Origin of the sequence: Lysobacter sp. cf310, from assembly GCF_900114355.1 — a bacterium.
Taxonomy (GTDB): domain Bacteria; phylum Pseudomonadota; class Gammaproteobacteria; order Xanthomonadales; family Xanthomonadaceae; genus Lysobacter.
In genome coordinates, this window is the sequence record NZ_FOSS01000001.1 from 528,287 (window position 1) to 543,750 (window position 15,464).

Sequence of the window (15,464 nt, forward strand, 5' to 3'; positions counted from 1 at the left end):
CTTTTGTTCGCATAGGGGTCACCATTTCTTGCAGCCGAAACAACGTTCTTCCATAAAGAAAATCCTCTGATGACCGTTTCGCACCTGCGCCTGGTGGCCGGCCTCATGAGCAAGCAAGCTGGCCAAAGAGCAAGCCTTTGCCGATATGAACATATGAGGATACACGTCCACTAGATCAGCATTCACATGAATTGCGTCTACTGGCCGCGGCGGATTATCAGTCGTAAATACTTGCCGTGGCACATAGCGATATTCCGCATCATGAAGCTTAGCAATGATCAGCTCTTTCTCCATATCGGAGATGCAGTACCCACTGTAGTACCCGTTCGGACCGCAATCCGTGCAGCCTGAGCATTTCCGCAGACGCTGAATGGCCTCTTCGTTTGCCGCACGCATCTCCTTCTCCCTAGGAGGGGAGAATCCGTAATACCTGGCAAGACCGTAGATATCAAACGAATGTAGCGGCGTGGAATGCACGTATGCGTAAGTACTGGGACCATCCCACAGTCCGATCGGATCACTTTCAAAGTACCGACCAGTGACAGACTCATAGTCACGGAAATAGTTGTAGTTTAGTCCGCTGACAACGTCATAGCGCTGCCCAGGGAACCGTAGATCAAACACGAACATCGCGCCGTTGTTGTCTGGATCCTGATTCGGTGCGCTGTCGCCGAAGGCCTCATCGCCCAACTGCCACGCCCACACGGATTTCTCCGCGACCGGATCAATCACGTTGCGCGGCGTGCCGAGATGATCGGCCTGGATGTAGTGGAGCTTGTTCGTGTCGATGACGCCGATCGGCAGATCGCCCAGCCAGATGACTTCCTGGACGCGATTGCCTGCATGGTCGTACACGCCAACCGTATGACCTGCCTCGTCATAGCTCGCATAGGTCTGCGCCGTTGAGGTGCTGGTCGGATAACGCCGCGTCTGCTCGCCCTTGCCGTTGTAGGCATAGTTCATCACCGCATTGCCGCCCTGCTTTACCTGACCCATGCGGTTGGCCGCGGTGTAGATGAACTCTTTGGCTGTGCCCCCGATGGCGGCCGTGTTGCCGACGGCATCGTACGTGCGGGCCGTAGCACCCACCTGTGACAGGCGGTGATTGGTGGTCGGGTAGGTATAGGTCTGCGTAGCGCCCGCGTCGGTCTTGCTGGTGCGGTTGCCGGTGGCGTCGTAGGTGTAGCCCTGCAGCAACGCGTTGGTCGTGCCGTCGCGGGTTTCGGTCAGGCGGCCGAGCTTATCGTAGGCATAGGCCCGCAGCGGCGGCTCGGACTGGTCGCCCTTGCGCAGCTTGATCAGGTTGCCGACGGCGTCGAACTCGTAACCCAGGGACAGGCCGTCCGGGCCCACGTCTTCGATCACGCCCGGCTGGTAGTTCTGGTTGTGGGTGCGCTTGAGGCGGCGGCCGTCGCCGTATTCCAGCTCGGCCACCGGGCCGAAGGGGTAGTAGGTCACGCTGGTCAGCAGCACCTGCGCAGGCTGACCTGGCTGGGTCACGGTCACGCCGCTGGGCTGGCCCAAGGCGTTGTGGGTGTAGTCCACCCGCATCCCGCTGGGATAAGTGACCGACGCCAGCTGGTTGGCCAGGGTGTAGCCGTAGACCAGGGTGAACACCTGGCCATTGGTGGTCTGGACCTTACGCACCACGTTGCCGCGGCGGTCGTAGCAGTAGCGGGTGTTTCCGCTGCCGTCGTCCATGCGGGTCAGGCGGCCGGCGCTGAAGGTCTCACCGCTCTGGCAGACGGCCTGGGTGGTGTCGTAGGTGTAGCCGACGTTGAGCGCGGTATCGCTGTAGGCGATACCGACCACGCGGTTGAGGGCGTCGTAGCTGTAGGTGGCCGTCTCGTTGCGGGCGTCGGTCTGCGTCTTCCGGTTGCCGGCGCTGTCGTAGGTGTAGCCGGTGATGCCGGTGTCCGGGCTGGTCAGCTGGGACAGGTCGCCCAGACCGTTGTACTGGTACTGGGTGTTCAGGCCCTTGGGATCGGTGACCTGGGTTAGGCGGTCCAGCGCGTCGTATTGGTACTGGGTCTGGGCGTTGATCCCGGCGGTGTCCTGCAGGGTCTTCAACAGACGGCCCAGCGGGTCGTAGTTGTTGTCGGTGACCGTGCTTAGGGCATCAGTGACGGTGTCTACGTTGCCAGCGGCGTCGTAGACGTAGCCAGTGGCGTGGTTGTAGGCATCCTTGCCGGTGCTGAGCTGGCCGAGCTGGTTGTAGACGCGCGACAAGGTGCGCAGCAGCACGCCGCCGCTGTCCTTGGTGTCTTCCTTGGTGCGCTGGCCGGCGTTGTCCAGGGTGTAGACGATCTGGTTGCCGGCGTTATCGGTGACCGTGGTCAGGCGGTGTGCGGCGTCGTAGCCGAACACGGTGTAGCTGCCATCGGGCTGGGTGATCTTGCTGACCAAGCCGGTGGGCGTGTACTCGTAACGGGTGATCGCGTCGTCGGTTTCGCTGCCGGCGTTGGGGCCGCGGACCTTCTGCGCGGTCAGCCAGCCACGGGGGTGGTACTCCATGTCTGTGATGACGCCGTTGGGGTCTTTGACCGACAGCGGACGGCCGGCGCCGTCGTAAGCCAGGGTTTCCGTGACTTGGCCCAGGGCGTTGGTGACCCTCCACAGGTCGCCCTTGCGGTGCGGACAGGTGGTCGGGGCGCTGGCGCAGGTGGCGTCGTCGCTGGCGTAGTAGGTGAACTGGGTGGTGTCGGTGACGTCGGTACGTGGGCCGTTGACCGAGGTCACCAGACCCAGCAGCGGGCAGGTGCCGGCGGTGATGTGGGACTGTTCGCAGTAGGTGCTGGTGCTGCTGCGGATACTGGCGGGCACTGCCGGGTCGGTGGCGGTGGACGTCAGCACTTGGCCGCGAGCGTTGTAGCTGTTGTCCTGCTTCGCCAAGGCGGTACCGCTGGCGGTGTAGGTCTGGCGCTGCGTGGGCAGGTCCAGGGCGGTGTCCCACACCGTGGTCTCGCTGCGCAGGCGGATGCTGGCGGCGGCCAAGGCGTCGGTGGCCGGGCATTGGGGAGTCGTGGCCGCCGGGTAGTCGTAACGCGCGATGACCCTGAGCCAGTCGGCATCGTAGTAGAGGCAGGACAGCAGATCGCCGCGGCGGCGGGCGGAGACGTTCGACTTGGTGTCGTAGACGGTGCCCGCAGCGATGGTCATCCCACCCGCCCCCGACTCCACCTGCTGGCTCGGCACCCGCACGCCGAACCGGGTCTGGAACTGGAACTGGGTATTGCCGCCCTGCGGCGTGGTGACGTTGACGTTGCTGCCGTCGGCGCCGTAGTTGACCACGTAGCGGTCGACACCGCCGGCATGTTCGGTAGTGACGGCGCGGCCGTTGCCGTCGTAGGTGAACGTAGCGTACGCCACGCCGTTGTGCGCCACTTCGGTCAGGTACCAGCTGTTGACGATCTTGACGTAGCTGTAGGACGTGACCGAGGCGCCCTGGGTGACGCTGGCCAGCTGGCCGTTGGCGTCGTAGCCGTAGACGATGGCCTGCCCGTCGGGCAGGTCGATGCGGCTGAGCTGGTCGTTGACGCCGTAGGTCATCGTGGACACGCGGCCGTTGGCATCGGTGACGGAGGCCACCCGACCGTTGGCATCACGCGCGTAGGACGCCACCACGCGGCCGTCGCGCAGATCGCGCTGGATCAAGCCCTGAGCGTCGTAGATCTCCTGTGCGTTGCCCGGCTTACGCAGCTCCCAGAAGCTTTGCCCGCCCACCTGATACGGAATGAGCCGGTACTGGCGCAGGTCGTCCTCGGGCTTCCATTGGCCATTGCCGTCATGGGTGAACGCCAGCGAGCGCCCGTCCGCGCGCATCACCAGCGCCGCCTGGAACTGCGAGGGCCGCGCGTCGCTCACGACCAACTCGCGCGTCAGATCGGAGAACCACGAGCCGCCATACGGGTTCGGTGAGCCGATGAAGGTGGGGAACGAGTTGTAGCTGCGCGCCAGGCTCAGTTGCGCGGTCAGCTCATCGCGCGTGCGCTCGATCTTGACGCCGCTGTTGACGGAAATGGGGTTGCCGACATCCGTGGGGCAGTGCTGGCAGGCCTTGGCGGGCGCCACCACCGACGAGTAGCGCACACAGGTGAACTGGTTCTTCAGGTAGTTGTACCCAACCGGGCACACTTGTTTGAGCGCCACGTAGTTCTGGTGGAAAACGTTGTATTGCGTCTGCCCAGTCGAGCGATCGGTCACGTCGTAGTAGCACCCTATGCCGGAGGTCGGATGGGTGCCGAATCGGCCATTCGCATAGGTGATCGGCGGCTGAGGCGAGTTCCGGGTGATGGAGTCGCCGACCAGTCGACAGGCCACGTTCGCGTTCGCAAAGAGCAAGGTCTTGCCGTCAACACCGGCCTGATACATGGTGGTGGACGGCAACGAATGCTCCTGCCCCCAAGCCGGCGCGATCACGCCGAGCAACAACATAGCCAATGCGAACGCTCGCGTTACCTGCCCCATTTCCTGCCCTTCTTCACTTTGCTACCGGCGAACGAACGCCACGAGAAGTTCCACGACCCAAACCTGACGCCCCACACAACCGCGTCATGCCAGCGAACAATATCCTGTCGCCAAGTCAACACTAAGATCGAAAAAGCCCCGCCGAAGCGGGGCTTATAATCCATGCTGAACTACACAACGAATCAACCGATACGGCGAATCTTCGCCCCCAACTGCGACAGCTTCGCCTCGATGTTCTCGTAGCCGCGATCCAGGTGGTAGATGCGGTCGATCGTGGTTTCGCCGTCTGCGACCAGGCCGGCCAGGATCAGGGAGGCCGAGGCGCGCAGGTCGGTGGCCATCACCGGGGCGCCGCTGAGCTTGGGCACGCCGCGCACCACCGAGGTGTGGCCGTCGACCCGGATGTCGGCGCCCAGGCGCAGCAGTTCGTTGACGTGCATGAAGCGGTTTTCGAAGATGGTTTCGTTGATCACGCCCGCGCCTTCGGCGATGCAGTTGAGCGCCATGAACTGCGCCTGCATGTCGGTCGGAAACGCCGGGTACGGCGCGGTGGTCAGGTCGACCGAACGCGGGCGGCGGCCCTGCATGTCCAGAGTGATGCGATCACCGTCGACTTCGATGACGGCGCCGGCGTCGCGCAGCTTGTCGAGCACCGCATCCAGAGTGTCGGCACGGCTGTGGGTGGTGGTGACGCGGCCGCCGGTCATCGCGGCGGCGACCAGGAAGGTGCCGGTCTCGATGCGGTCGGGCAACACGTCGTGGCTGCCTCCGTGCAGGCGTTCGACGCCGTGCACGACGATGCGGCCGCTGCCGGCGTGTTCGATGTTCGCGCCCAGGGCGTTGAGGCAGTCGGCCAGGTCGACCACTTCCGGTTCCATCGCGGCGTTTTCGAGCACGCTGGTGCCCTCGGCCAGGACCGCGGCCATGAGCACGTTCTCGGTACCGGTCACGCTGACCACGTCGAAGACGAAGCGCGCGCCCTTGAGGCGGCCGTTGCGATGGGCCTTGATGTAGCCGTTCTCGACCGAGATCTGCGCGCCCAGGGCCTGCAGACCCTTGATGTGCTGGTCGACCGGACGCGAACCGATCGCGCAGCCGCCCGGCAGCGAGACTTCGGCCTCGCCGTACTTGGCCAGCAGCGGGCCCAGCACCAGCACCGAGGCGCGCATGGTCTTGACCAGCTCGTAGGGCGCGACGTGGCTGTTGACCGTGGTCGGATCGACGGTGATGGTGGCGCCGTCGGTGACCACGCCGGCACCGAGCTCGCCCAGCAGCTTGGCGGTGGTGACCACGTCGTGCAGGTGCGGCACGTTGCGGATCGTCACCGGCGCGTCGGCCAGCAAGGTCGCGCACAGGATGGGGAGCACGGCGTTCTTGGCGCCGGAAATCTGGACTTCGCCGTTCAGCGGCTGTCCGCCTTCGACCACGATCTTCTGCATGTTTTTCCGCCGGGAATCGGGAATGGGGAATCGGGAATGGTTAAGAGCGGGCGATAGGATTGAAGGTCGCGACGAAATCGGAGCGCGACAAAAGGCGCGGCCCGATTCCCGACTCCCTATTCCCGATTCCCGGCTTCTTCGGGGGTCAGGGTCTTGAGCGCGAGGGCGTGGATTTCTCCGCCCATGCGCTCGCCCAGGGTGGCGTAGACCAGACGGTGGCGGGCCAGCGGCAGCTTGCCGCGGAAGGCCTCGGCCACGACGGTGGCTTCGAAATGCACGCCGTCGTCGCCGCGCACGTCGGCGCGGGCGCCCGGCAGGCCCTGTTCGATCAAGGATTGGATGGTTTCGGCGTTCACGTCTGGGGCACAGCCTTGGAGTCGGTCGGAGGACGACGGCACGACGGTCGGCGCGATGTTGCGCGCGGCCCGGCGAGCCGTGGAGGGTTGGGGGTGCCGCTGGCGGCCCGCCTCGCGGAGGTCGAAGCGCGCCCGTCCGGGGCGCCCCTCGCGTCGCCAGCCCGGGACCAGCCCGGACGCGCTCGCGGCGATCCCTGCGCTTGCGCGCGGGTTTCGCCGACGCGGCCAGTCCCTGGCCGCGCTAGCTGGGCGTTTGCGACGCCCGGCTAGACGGGCATTCAGCGGACGAACCGCATAGAATTCACGGATTAGCCTAGCGGAAAGCCCCGCGGTCCGGAATGGCGGCAAGGGAACGGCCCGTCCCACCGACCTGTCGGCCACGCGCGCCGGCGAGCCAGGTCTGCCGGCGCGCCGCGACCCGCCGGCCCCCTTTCCGACCCGGAGCGCCCCGCCGCCCCGCCCCAGAGCGAAGTCCCGATGACGATCTCCCCCCTCAGCGCGGCGTCCGCCCCGCACCCGGTCTCCGACGCCGGCCTGGCCGCCAGCGGCCGGCGCGTGTTCGAGATCGAGGGCCAGGCCCTGGCCGCGGTCGCCGCGCGCATCGACGGCGCCTTCACCGCGGCCTGCCGGCTGATGCTGGAAGCGCGCGGGCGGGTGGTCTGCACCGGCATGGGCAAGTCCGGCCACGTCGCGCGCAAGATCGCCGCGACCCTGGCCTCCACCGGCACCCCGGCCTTCTACGTGCACCCGGGCGAAGCCGGCCACGGCGACCTGGGCATGATCACCGACGCCGACATCGTGCTGGCGCTGTCCTACTCGGGCGAGAGCGACGAGGTGCTGATGCTGCTGCCGGTGCTCAAGCGCCAGGGCAACAAGCTGATCTCGATGACCGGCCGCGCCCAGTCGACCATGGCGCGCGAGGCCGACGTGCACCTGGACGTGAGCGTGCCCGCCGAGGCCTGCCCGCTGGCGCTGGCGCCGACCTCCAGCACCACCGCCTCGCTGGCGATGGGCGACGCGCTCGCGGTCGCCCTGCTGGAAGCGCGCGGCTTCACCGCCGACGATTTCGCCCGCTCGCATCCGGCCGGCGCGCTAGGCCGGCGCCTGCTGCTGCACATCACCGACATCATGCACGCCGGCGACGACGTGCCGCGCATCGCGGCCGACGCCAGCGTCAGCGAGGCGCTGGTGGAGATGAGCCGCAAGCGCCTGGGCATGACCGCGGTGGTCGACGACGGCGGGCGCCTGCTCGGTCTGTACACCGACGGCGACCTGCGCCGCACCCTCGACGATCCGGGCGTGGACCTGCGTTCGACCCGCATCGTCGAAGTCATGACCCGCGCGCCCAAGACCATCGGCCCCGAGGCCCTGGCCGTGGAGGCCGCGCAGCTCATGGAAACCCACAAGATCAGTGGCCTGCTGGTGGTGGACGCTGAACAACGCGTGGTCGGCGCCCTCAATATTCATGACTTGTTGCGCGCTAGAGTGGTTTAAAGGCCGAGATTGGGGATTCGAGATTCGGGATTCGAGATCCCGAGCCGAATTCCGGCGCCGCCTCTTCCAATCCCAAATTCCCAATCCCGAATCCCTGCTCTGATGCCCTACAGCCACCTCAACGACTACCCCGCCGAAATCCGCGAACGCGCCGCCCGGGTCCGGCTGGCCTGTTTCGACGTCGACGGCACCCTGACCGACGGCCGCCTGATCTTCGACAGCGAGGGCCGCGAACTCAAAGCCTTCCACGTCCACGACGGCCAGGGCCTGGTGCTGCTGCGCAAGGCCGGGATCGCGGTGGCGTTCGTGACCGCGCGCGCCAGCACCATCGCCGAGCAGCGCGCGGCCGAACTCGGCCTGGAGGCGCATACCCGCGTCGCCGACAAGCTGGCCTGCGTGCGCGAGATCGCGCAGCGCCTGGGCCTGGGCCTGGACGAGGTCAGCTTCATGGGCGACGACCTGCCCGATCTGCGCGCGATGGCCCACGTCGGCCTCGCGGTCGCGCCCGCCAACGCCCATCCCTGGGTGCGCGAGCGCGTGCACTGGCGCACCGGCGCCCAGGGCGGCTGCGGCGCCGGCCGCGAGCTGTGCGACCTGCTGCTGGCCGCGCAGGGCCACGCCGAGCGCCTGCTCGCGCAGGTGCTGGAATGAGCTGGCGCGGCCTGATCACCGCCTTCCTGGTGCTGGGCGCGCTCGCCAGCGGCTGGGCGCTGTGGTCGCAGCGCAACAAGGACCATGGCGGCGCGGCCGCCGGCGGGCGCTCGGACTACGTGCTCAACGATTTCGAAGTGGTGGTGCTGGACAAGCAGGGCAAGGAATCCTTCACCCTGCGCGCGCCCAAGCTGACGCGCGACCCCAACGTCAAGACCATGGACATCGCCACCCCGACCTTCCTGATCCCGCCCGCCGACGCGGCCGGCGGCGGCGCCTGGGAGGTGCGCTCCAAGGCCGCCTGGGTCAGCGCCAAGGCCGACGAGGTGCGTTTGCGCGGCGCGGTCCAGGCCGACAGCACCAATGCCGGCGGCAAGCCGATCAGCATCACCTCCGAGGAACTGAACGTGTTCCCCGACACGAACAAGGCGACTTCGGCGGTTCCGGTTAAGGTGGTTCAGCCGGGGACTATAATGACCGGCTCGGGATTGCAGGCCGATCTCGAAACCAAGAACGTCAACATCCCCAACGTCAAGGTCCGCTATGAAGCGAAAGCCCGCTAAGCCGCAGGTGCTGTGCCTGATCGTCGCCCTGCTGGCGGCCACCGCGGCGCATGCGCGTTCTTCGGACCGCAACCAGCCCATGGATGTCGGCGCCGACCACAGCAACTGCTCGGTCGCCAGCGACACCGGCCCCTGCGTGCTCACCGGCAACGTCAAGATCGTCCAGGGCACCCTGGTGATCAACGCCGCCAAGGCCGACATCAAGCGCGCCGACGGCGACATCAGCTACGTGACCCTGACCGGTTCGCAGGTGAACCTGAAGCAGGAGCTCGACGACGGCTCGCCGTTCAACGGCCGCGCCAACAAAGTCGACTACGACATGCCCAAGGACACCGTGATCCTCACCGGCAACGCCTACGTCGACAAGGCCGGCGACACGATCAAGAGCGAACGCATCGTCTACAACATGAAGACCGGCCAGATCGAGAGCGGCGGCACCGGCGGCCGCGTGAACCTGCGCCTGCAACCCAAGGGCAAGCCCGCCGCGCCGGCCAAGGGAGGCCGCTGATGCTGGTCGCCCGCGGCCTGCGCAAGGCCTACCGTTCGCGCGAAGTGGTGCGCGACTTCGGCCTGACGCTGGACGCCGGCGAAGTGGTCGGCCTGCTCGGCCCCAACGGCGCCGGCAAGACCACCTGCTTCTACATGATCGTCGGCCTGGTCCCGGCCGACGCCGGCCAGATCGTGCTGGACGGCAAGGACATCACCAGCGAGCCGATGTACGCGCGCGCCAAGTACGGCGTGGGCTATCTGCCGCAGGAACCCTCGGTGTTCCGCAAGCTCAGCGTGGCCGACAACCTGCGCCTGGTGCTGGAACTGCGCGAGGACCTGGACCGCAACGGCCGCGAGCGCGAGCTGGCCAATCTGATGGACGAGCTGCAGGTGACCCACGTCGCCGAGCAGATCGGCGCCAGCCTGTCCGGCGGCGAGCGCCGCCGCGTCGAGATCGCGCGCGCGCTGGCGGCCAAGCCGCGGCTGATGCTGCTGGACGAGCCCTTCGCCGGCGTCGACCCGATTTCGGTCGGCGAGATCCAGCGAATCGTGCGCCACCTCAAGAATCGAGGCATCGGCGTGCTGATCACCGACCATAACGTGCGCGAGACCTTGGGCATTTGCGACCGGGCGTATATCCTCAACGAAGGCGGCGTGCTCGCGCAGGGGGCTCCGGACGCGCTGCTGGCCAATCCCGACGTCCGTCGCGTGTACCTGGGCGAAACCTTCCGCCTGTAACCTTAGCTCGATTGCGCAGGGTTCCAGTCGGCGTTTTCGCCTTTGCTGGAACGCGCGTGCGGCCGCCCGCCCTATCAGGTCGCGTTAGACACCGAGCATGAAGCCCCGCCTCCAAGCCTCGCTAGGTCAACAGCTGGTGATGACGCCGCAACTGCGTCAGGCCATCCGTCTGTTGCAGCTATCGGCGGTGGAACTGGAAGCCGAACTGGTCACCGCGGTGGAGAGCAACCCGCTGCTGGACTGGACCGAGACCGCGATCAGCGTCAGCAACGGCGCCAACGGCAGTAGCGGCGACGAACGCGAAAGCGCGCCGGAATCCTCCGGCGAGGACCACCGCGACGCCCTGCCGCCGGAAGCCGATTGGGGCGCCAGCGACGGCGAGCCCTGGTACCAGCGCATCGGCCCCTCCGACCAGGACGACGACGGCCCGGTCGCGGAACAGGTCGCCGACGCCGACACCCTGCACGACCATCTGCTGTGGCAGCTGCATCTGAGCCCGCTGACCGCGCGCGACCGCCTGATCGGGGTGTCCCTGATCGAGGCCATCGACGACGACGGCTACCTGCGCGAGCCGCTGGACGCGATCGCCGCCTCGCTGGGCCCGGCCATCGACGCCGGCGTGGACGAGCTGACCACGGTGCTGCACCAGATCCAGCGCTACGATCCGGTCGGGGTCGGCGCGCGTTCGTTGGGCGAATGCCTGCACCTGCAGCTGAGCCAGTTGCCCGCCGACACGCCGGGGCGCGAACTCGCCAGCCGCCTGGCCAACGGCCCGCTGGAACGCCTGCCCAAGGTCGGCGTGGCCGGGCTGGCGGCTGAGCTCAAGCTGGAGGTCGCCGAGGTCGAGACTGCGGTGCAGTTGCTGCGTTCGCTGGACCCGCGCCCGGGCGCGCAGATCGGCGCGATCGCGGCCGATACCTATGTCGCCCCGGACGTGGTGATCTGGCGCCAGCACGGCCTGTGGCGGGTCGCCCTGGCCGACGGCATGCGCCCGCGGGTGTCGATCCACCGCGGCTACGAGGGCATGATCCGCCACGCCAGCGCGGCCGACGCCAGCTATCTGCGCGGCCACCTGCAGGAGGCGCGCTGGCTGCTCAAGAGCCTGGAAGCGCGCGGCGACACCCTGCTCAAGGTCACCCGCTGCCTGCTCAAGCAACAGGCCGCGTTCCTGGAATTCGGCGACAGCGCCCTGCGCCCGCTGACCCTGCGCGAGGTCGCCAACGAGATCGGCCTGCACGAGTCCACGGTCTCGCGCGCGATCTCGCGCAAGTACGCGCGCACCCCGCGCGGCACCGTGCCGCTACGCGCCTTCTTCGCCTCCGGCATCGACACCGGCACCGGCGGCGAGGCCTCCAGCACCGCGATCCAGGCCATGATCCGGCGCCTGATCGAGGCCGAAAACCCGCGCAAGCCGCTATCCGACGCGCGCCTGGCCGAAACCCTCAAGGCCACCGGCGTACCGGTCGCGCGCCGCACCGTGGCCAAATACCGCGAGGCGATGAGCATTCCCTCGTCGCAGGATCGGGTGCGGATGGCCTGAGGCCGGGCTGTGGCCTGGCCTAGCCCGAAGCCCCCCAGGCCGCCCTCATCCGCCCTCATCCGCCCTCCGGGCACCTTCTCCCGCAGGCGGGAGAAGGGAGATCAAGTGCGCCTCCCTTTAGCCCTTCTCCCGCTGGCGGGAGAGGGAGATCAAGTCCGCCTCGCTTTAGCCCCTCTCCCGCTCGCGGGAGAGGGGTTGGGGTGAGGGCGCGCCGCAGGCGCAAGCTCTCACCTCACCCGTCGCCCTCATCCGCCCTTCGGGCACCTTCTCCCGCAGGCGGGAGAAGGGAGATCAAGTGCGCCTCGCTTTAGCCCTTCTCCCGCTGGCGGGAGTAAGGGAGGTCAAGTGCGCCTCGCTTTAGCCCCTCTCCCGCTGGCGGGAGAGGGGTTGGGGTGAGGGCGCGCCGCAGGCGCAAGCTCTCACCTCACCCGTCGCCCTCATCCGCCCTTCGGGCACCTTCTCCCGCAGGCGGGAGAAGGGAGATCAAGTGCGCCTCGCTTTAGCCCTTCTCCCTCTGGCGGGAGAGGGAGATCAAGTCCGCCTCGCTTTAGCCCCTCTCCCGCGAGCGGGAAAGGGGTTGGGGTGAGGGTGCGCCGCAGGCCGCAAGCTCCGATCTCACCCGTCGCCCTCATCCGCCCTCCGGGCACCTTCTCCCGCAGGCGGGAGAAGGGAGATCAAGTGCGCCTCACCTCACCCCTCTCTCGCAGGCGGGAAAAGGATCAGCCCCAAGACGGACCCTCGCGCGTGGAGCATCGCCGCCGCGCGTGGAACATTTTCGCAGCGCTTTATTAACTTCGTTTTCACCCGCCCACCCGACTTTGGTCGCAGTTCACACGAAACCCCCATCGGATCAACGCTTTTCACCCCAGCCGCCAGATTTCGTGTCATCCACCCCTTGCGCCCACGCCCCAGCGTGCGATGCTGGGTTCGTGGCTCCGGCTACGGAGCCGCATTCCCTGCAACGTGTAAGGAGGCCTCCGATGCGTATCGAAACCCACAGCCAGCAGATCGAAGTCACCACCGCCCTGCGTGACTACGTCGAAACCAAGCTGGCGCGGCTGCAGCGTCATTACGAACAGCCTTTCGACATTCGCACCCAACTCAGCCTCGACAAGCCCGACCATCGCGCCGAAGCGACCGTGAACCTCGCCGGCCGCACCCTGCACTGCGACGCCGCCGCCATCGACATGTACGCGGCCATCGACCTGCTCGCCGACAAGCTGGACCGCCTGCTGATGAAGCACAAGAGCAAGCTGGTCGACCATCACCGTGGAGAAAGTCTCGCCCGGAACGGCGAATTCGGCTGATCGTTCGGGGATAATGCGGCGCCTCCCGACGCTGTGTTGAACGATGCCGCTTCATGAACTGCTGAGCGCGCAACGGGTCGCGATCCTGGAGGAATCCGGCGATCGCGACACCGTTTTGGACGCCGCCGCGCGCCTGCTGGCCGACGGCACGCCGACGGCGATCCGCGCCATCGGCGACAGCCTGCGCGAACGCGAGCGTCTGGCCAGCACCGCCATCGGCCACGGCGTGGCCATCCCGCACGGGCGCAGCGCCCTGTTCGATGACAGCCGCGGCGCCTTCCTGCGCCTCGAACAACCGGTAGACTTCGGCGCCGCCGACGGTGAAAAAGTCGATCTGGTGCTCGCCATGACCGTGCCCGAACATTACGTGCAACAGCATCTGCAGCTGCTGGCCGAACTGGCCGAGCGCTTCGGCGACGCCGATTTCCGCGCCGCCCTGCGCGGCGCGGCCGACGTCGACGAACTCGGCTGGCGCCTGCTCGGCGGCACCGCCCTGCGCAGCGGAGCGCGCGCATGACCACCAGCATCAGCGCCGGCGAGCTGTTCGAGCAGCAGCGCGAACGCCTGGACCTGCGCTGGCTGGCCGGCCAGCGCGGCGACGACCGCGTGGTCGCGGCGGTGGAAACGGTGGCGCGGCGTCCGTCCCTGGCCGGCTACCTCAACGCGATCTATCCCAACAAGGTGCAGATCCTGGGCAGCGAGGAGCTGGCCTGGCTGGATGCGCTGGATTCGCGCTTGCGCTGGGAAACCATCGAGAAGATCATCCAGTTCCGCCCGCTGGCGCTGGTGATCAGCAAGAACCAGCCCTGTCCCGAGGACCTGCGCCAGGCCGCCGAGGAAAGCGGCACCGCGTTGTGGGTCTCGCCGCGCCGCGGCCACGAACTGCTCAACCACCTGCAGTACCACCTCGCGCGCACGCTGGCGCCGCGCATCACCATGCACGGCGTGTTCATGGAGATCTACTCGATCGGCGTGCTGATCACCGGCGAATCCGGCTCGGGCAAGAGCGAGCTCGCGCTGGAACTGGTCACGCGCGGCCATCGGCTGGTCGCCGACGACGCGCCCGAGTTCACCCAGATCGCGCCCGACGTGCTCGACGGCACCTGCCCGGAAATGCTGCAGGACCTACTGGAAGTGCGCGGCCTGGGCGTGCTCAACATCCGCCAGATGTTCGGCGACACCGCGGTCAAGAACAACAAATACCTGCGCCTGATCGTGCACCTGACCAAGCCCATGACCGAGCCGCTGCCTTCGGGCATCGAGCGCCTCACCGGCGACACCGGCCTGCGCCGCGTGCTGGATCTGGACGTACCGATGATCACCCTGCCGGTGATGCCCGGCCGCAACCTGGCCGTGCTCACCGAGGCCGCGACGCGGCTGCACAGCCTGCGCATGAAGGGGCTGGATCCGGCCGCGGCCTTCATCGCGCGCCACAGCAATTTCCTCGAGCGCGGCGAATCATGAATCAGAGCGTGGAACCGGTCCTGATCATCGTCAGTGGCCTGTCCGGATCGGGCAAGTCGGTGGCCCTGCACACCTTCGAGGACCTGGGCTACTACTGCGTCGACAACCTACCTGCCGAGCTGCTGCCCGAGTTCGTGCGCAGCGTGATGCAGGCCGGCGACGGCGCGCCGGCCAAACTCGCGGTGAGCATCGACGTGCGCAACCGCCATAGCGACCTGGCCAATATTCCGGGCTGGCTGTCGACGGTGGGCGCACTGGGCGTGGATCCCAAGCTGGTGTTCTTCGACGCGCGCGACGAGGTGCTGCTCAAGCGCTACGCCGACACCCGTCGCCGCCATCCGCTGAGCCAGCTCGGCCTGGCCCTGGCCGACGCGATCGCGCTGGAGCATCAGGTGCTGCGCCCGCTGCGCCAGATCGCCGACGCGGTGGTCGACACCAGCGACCTCAACGTGCACCAGCTGCGCCGCTACGTGATCACCGAGTTCGGCATGGGCGGCGAGACCGGCATGTCGCTGCTGTTCGAGTCCTTCGCCTACCGCCGCGGCGTGCCCGCCGACGCCGACTTCGTGTTCGACGCGCGCGCGCTGCCCAATCCGCATTGGGACCCCACGCTGCGCCCGTTGTCGGGCCGCGACGCGGGCGTGCGCGACTACCTGCAGGCGCAGCCTTATGTGCAGCAGTTCGTGAGCCAGATCGGCGAGTTCCTCGACACCTGGCTGCCGCGCCTGCAGGCCGACAGCACGCGCAGCTACGCCACCGTCGCCTTCGGTTGCACCGGCGGCCGCCATCGCTCGGTCTATCTGGCCGAACGCCTGGCCGAGCACGCGCGCGAGCGCGGCTGGAACGAAGTCGCCGTGCATCATCGCGAACTGGACTGAGCGCGCCGATCGCGTTGTTCCTTCGGCCGCATTCGGCAACGACATCGCAGCGGTGAATCGCCGCTGACTTCGCGCCGC

At 67.4% G+C, this 15,464-nt stretch carries 13 protein-coding genes; 10 read left to right on the plus strand and 3 right to left on the minus strand.

The window, feature by feature from the left end; genetic code table 11:
- Nucleotides 1-18 precede the first annotated feature (18 nt).
- From BMZ45_RS02290 to BMZ45_RS02300, 3 genes are all read right to left on the minus strand, one after another.
- A complete protein-coding gene (locus BMZ45_RS02290) occupies nucleotides 19-4,434 on the minus strand; it encodes an RHS repeat protein (protein ID WP_175488891.1) in 4,416 nt (1,471 codons plus the stop codon).
- Nucleotides 4,435-4,649: 215 nt separating this feature from the next.
- Nucleotides 4,650-5,906: a UDP-N-acetylglucosamine 1-carboxyvinyltransferase gene (gene murA, locus BMZ45_RS02295; RefSeq protein ID WP_091631954.1), complete on the minus strand. Its 1,257-nt coding sequence runs from the start codon at nucleotides 5,904-5,906 to the stop codon at nucleotides 4,650-4,652.
- A 116-nt stretch (nucleotides 5,907-6,022) separates the two neighbouring features.
- On the minus strand, nucleotides 6,023-6,262 hold the full coding sequence (locus BMZ45_RS02300) for a BolA family protein (RefSeq protein WP_056182837.1): 240 nt from the start codon (nucleotides 6,260-6,262) through the stop codon (nucleotides 6,023-6,025).
- 477 nt (nucleotides 6,263-6,739) lie between these two features.
- Here BMZ45_RS02300 and BMZ45_RS02305 point away from each other — a divergent pair, with 477 nt between their 5' ends.
- The 10 genes from BMZ45_RS02305 (at nucleotide 6,740) to rapZ (ending at nucleotide 15,386) form a co-directional block, all read left to right on the plus strand.
- On the plus strand, nucleotides 6,740-7,756 hold the full coding sequence (locus BMZ45_RS02305) for a KpsF/GutQ family sugar-phosphate isomerase (RefSeq protein ID WP_091631957.1): 1,017 nt from the start codon (nucleotides 6,740-6,742) through the stop codon (nucleotides 7,754-7,756).
- A 102-nt stretch (nucleotides 7,757-7,858) separates the two neighbouring features.
- A complete protein-coding gene (locus BMZ45_RS02310; protein WP_091631960.1) occupies nucleotides 7,859-8,407 on the plus strand; it encodes a KdsC family phosphatase in 549 nt (182 codons plus the stop codon).
- A complete protein-coding gene (gene lptC, locus BMZ45_RS02315) occupies nucleotides 8,404-8,970 on the plus strand; it encodes an LPS export ABC transporter periplasmic protein LptC (RefSeq protein ID WP_091631962.1) in 567 nt (188 codons plus the stop codon). The genes BMZ45_RS02310 and lptC overlap by 4 nt, the downstream gene beginning before the upstream one ends.
- Complete coding sequence (gene lptA, locus BMZ45_RS02320) at nucleotides 8,951-9,478, plus strand: lipopolysaccharide transport periplasmic protein LptA (protein WP_091631965.1); 528 nt, start codon at nucleotides 8,951-8,953, stop codon at nucleotides 9,476-9,478. The genes lptC and lptA overlap by 20 nt, the downstream gene beginning before the upstream one ends.
- Nucleotides 9,478-10,197, plus strand: a complete 720-nt coding sequence (gene lptB / locus BMZ45_RS02325) for an LPS export ABC transporter ATP-binding protein (RefSeq protein ID WP_091631967.1) — start codon at nucleotides 9,478-9,480, stop codon at nucleotides 10,195-10,197. The genes lptA and lptB overlap by 1 nt, the downstream gene beginning before the upstream one ends.
- Nucleotides 10,198-10,294: 97 nt before the next feature.
- Nucleotides 10,295-11,737: an RNA polymerase factor sigma-54 gene (locus tag BMZ45_RS02330; protein ID WP_091631970.1), complete on the plus strand. Its 1,443-nt coding sequence runs from the start codon at nucleotides 10,295-10,297 to the stop codon at nucleotides 11,735-11,737.
- A 980-nt stretch (nucleotides 11,738-12,717) separates the two neighbouring features.
- The gene (gene raiA, locus BMZ45_RS02335) at nucleotides 12,718-13,044 is read left to right on the plus strand and encodes a ribosome hibernation-promoting factor, HPF/YfiA family (protein WP_091631973.1); all 327 of its coding nucleotides are present in this window, start codon (nucleotides 12,718-12,720) and stop codon (nucleotides 13,042-13,044) included.
- A 43-nt stretch (nucleotides 13,045-13,087) separates the two neighbouring features.
- A complete protein-coding gene (locus BMZ45_RS02340; RefSeq protein WP_091631975.1) occupies nucleotides 13,088-13,561 on the plus strand; it encodes a PTS sugar transporter subunit IIA in 474 nt (157 codons plus the stop codon).
- The gene (gene hprK, locus BMZ45_RS02345) at nucleotides 13,558-14,508 is read left to right on the plus strand and encodes an HPr(Ser) kinase/phosphatase (protein ID WP_091631978.1); all 951 of its coding nucleotides are present in this window, start codon (nucleotides 13,558-13,560) and stop codon (nucleotides 14,506-14,508) included. Before BMZ45_RS02340 ends, hprK begins: the two co-directional genes overlap by 4 nt.
- Nucleotides 14,505-15,386 carry an RNase adapter RapZ gene (rapZ, locus tag BMZ45_RS02350; protein WP_091631981.1) on the plus strand — a complete coding sequence of 294 codons (882 nt, stop codon included), beginning with the start codon at nucleotides 14,505-14,507 and terminating at the stop codon, nucleotides 15,384-15,386. The genes hprK and rapZ overlap by 4 nt, the downstream gene beginning before the upstream one ends.
- Nucleotides 15,387-15,464: the final 78 nt, after the last annotated feature.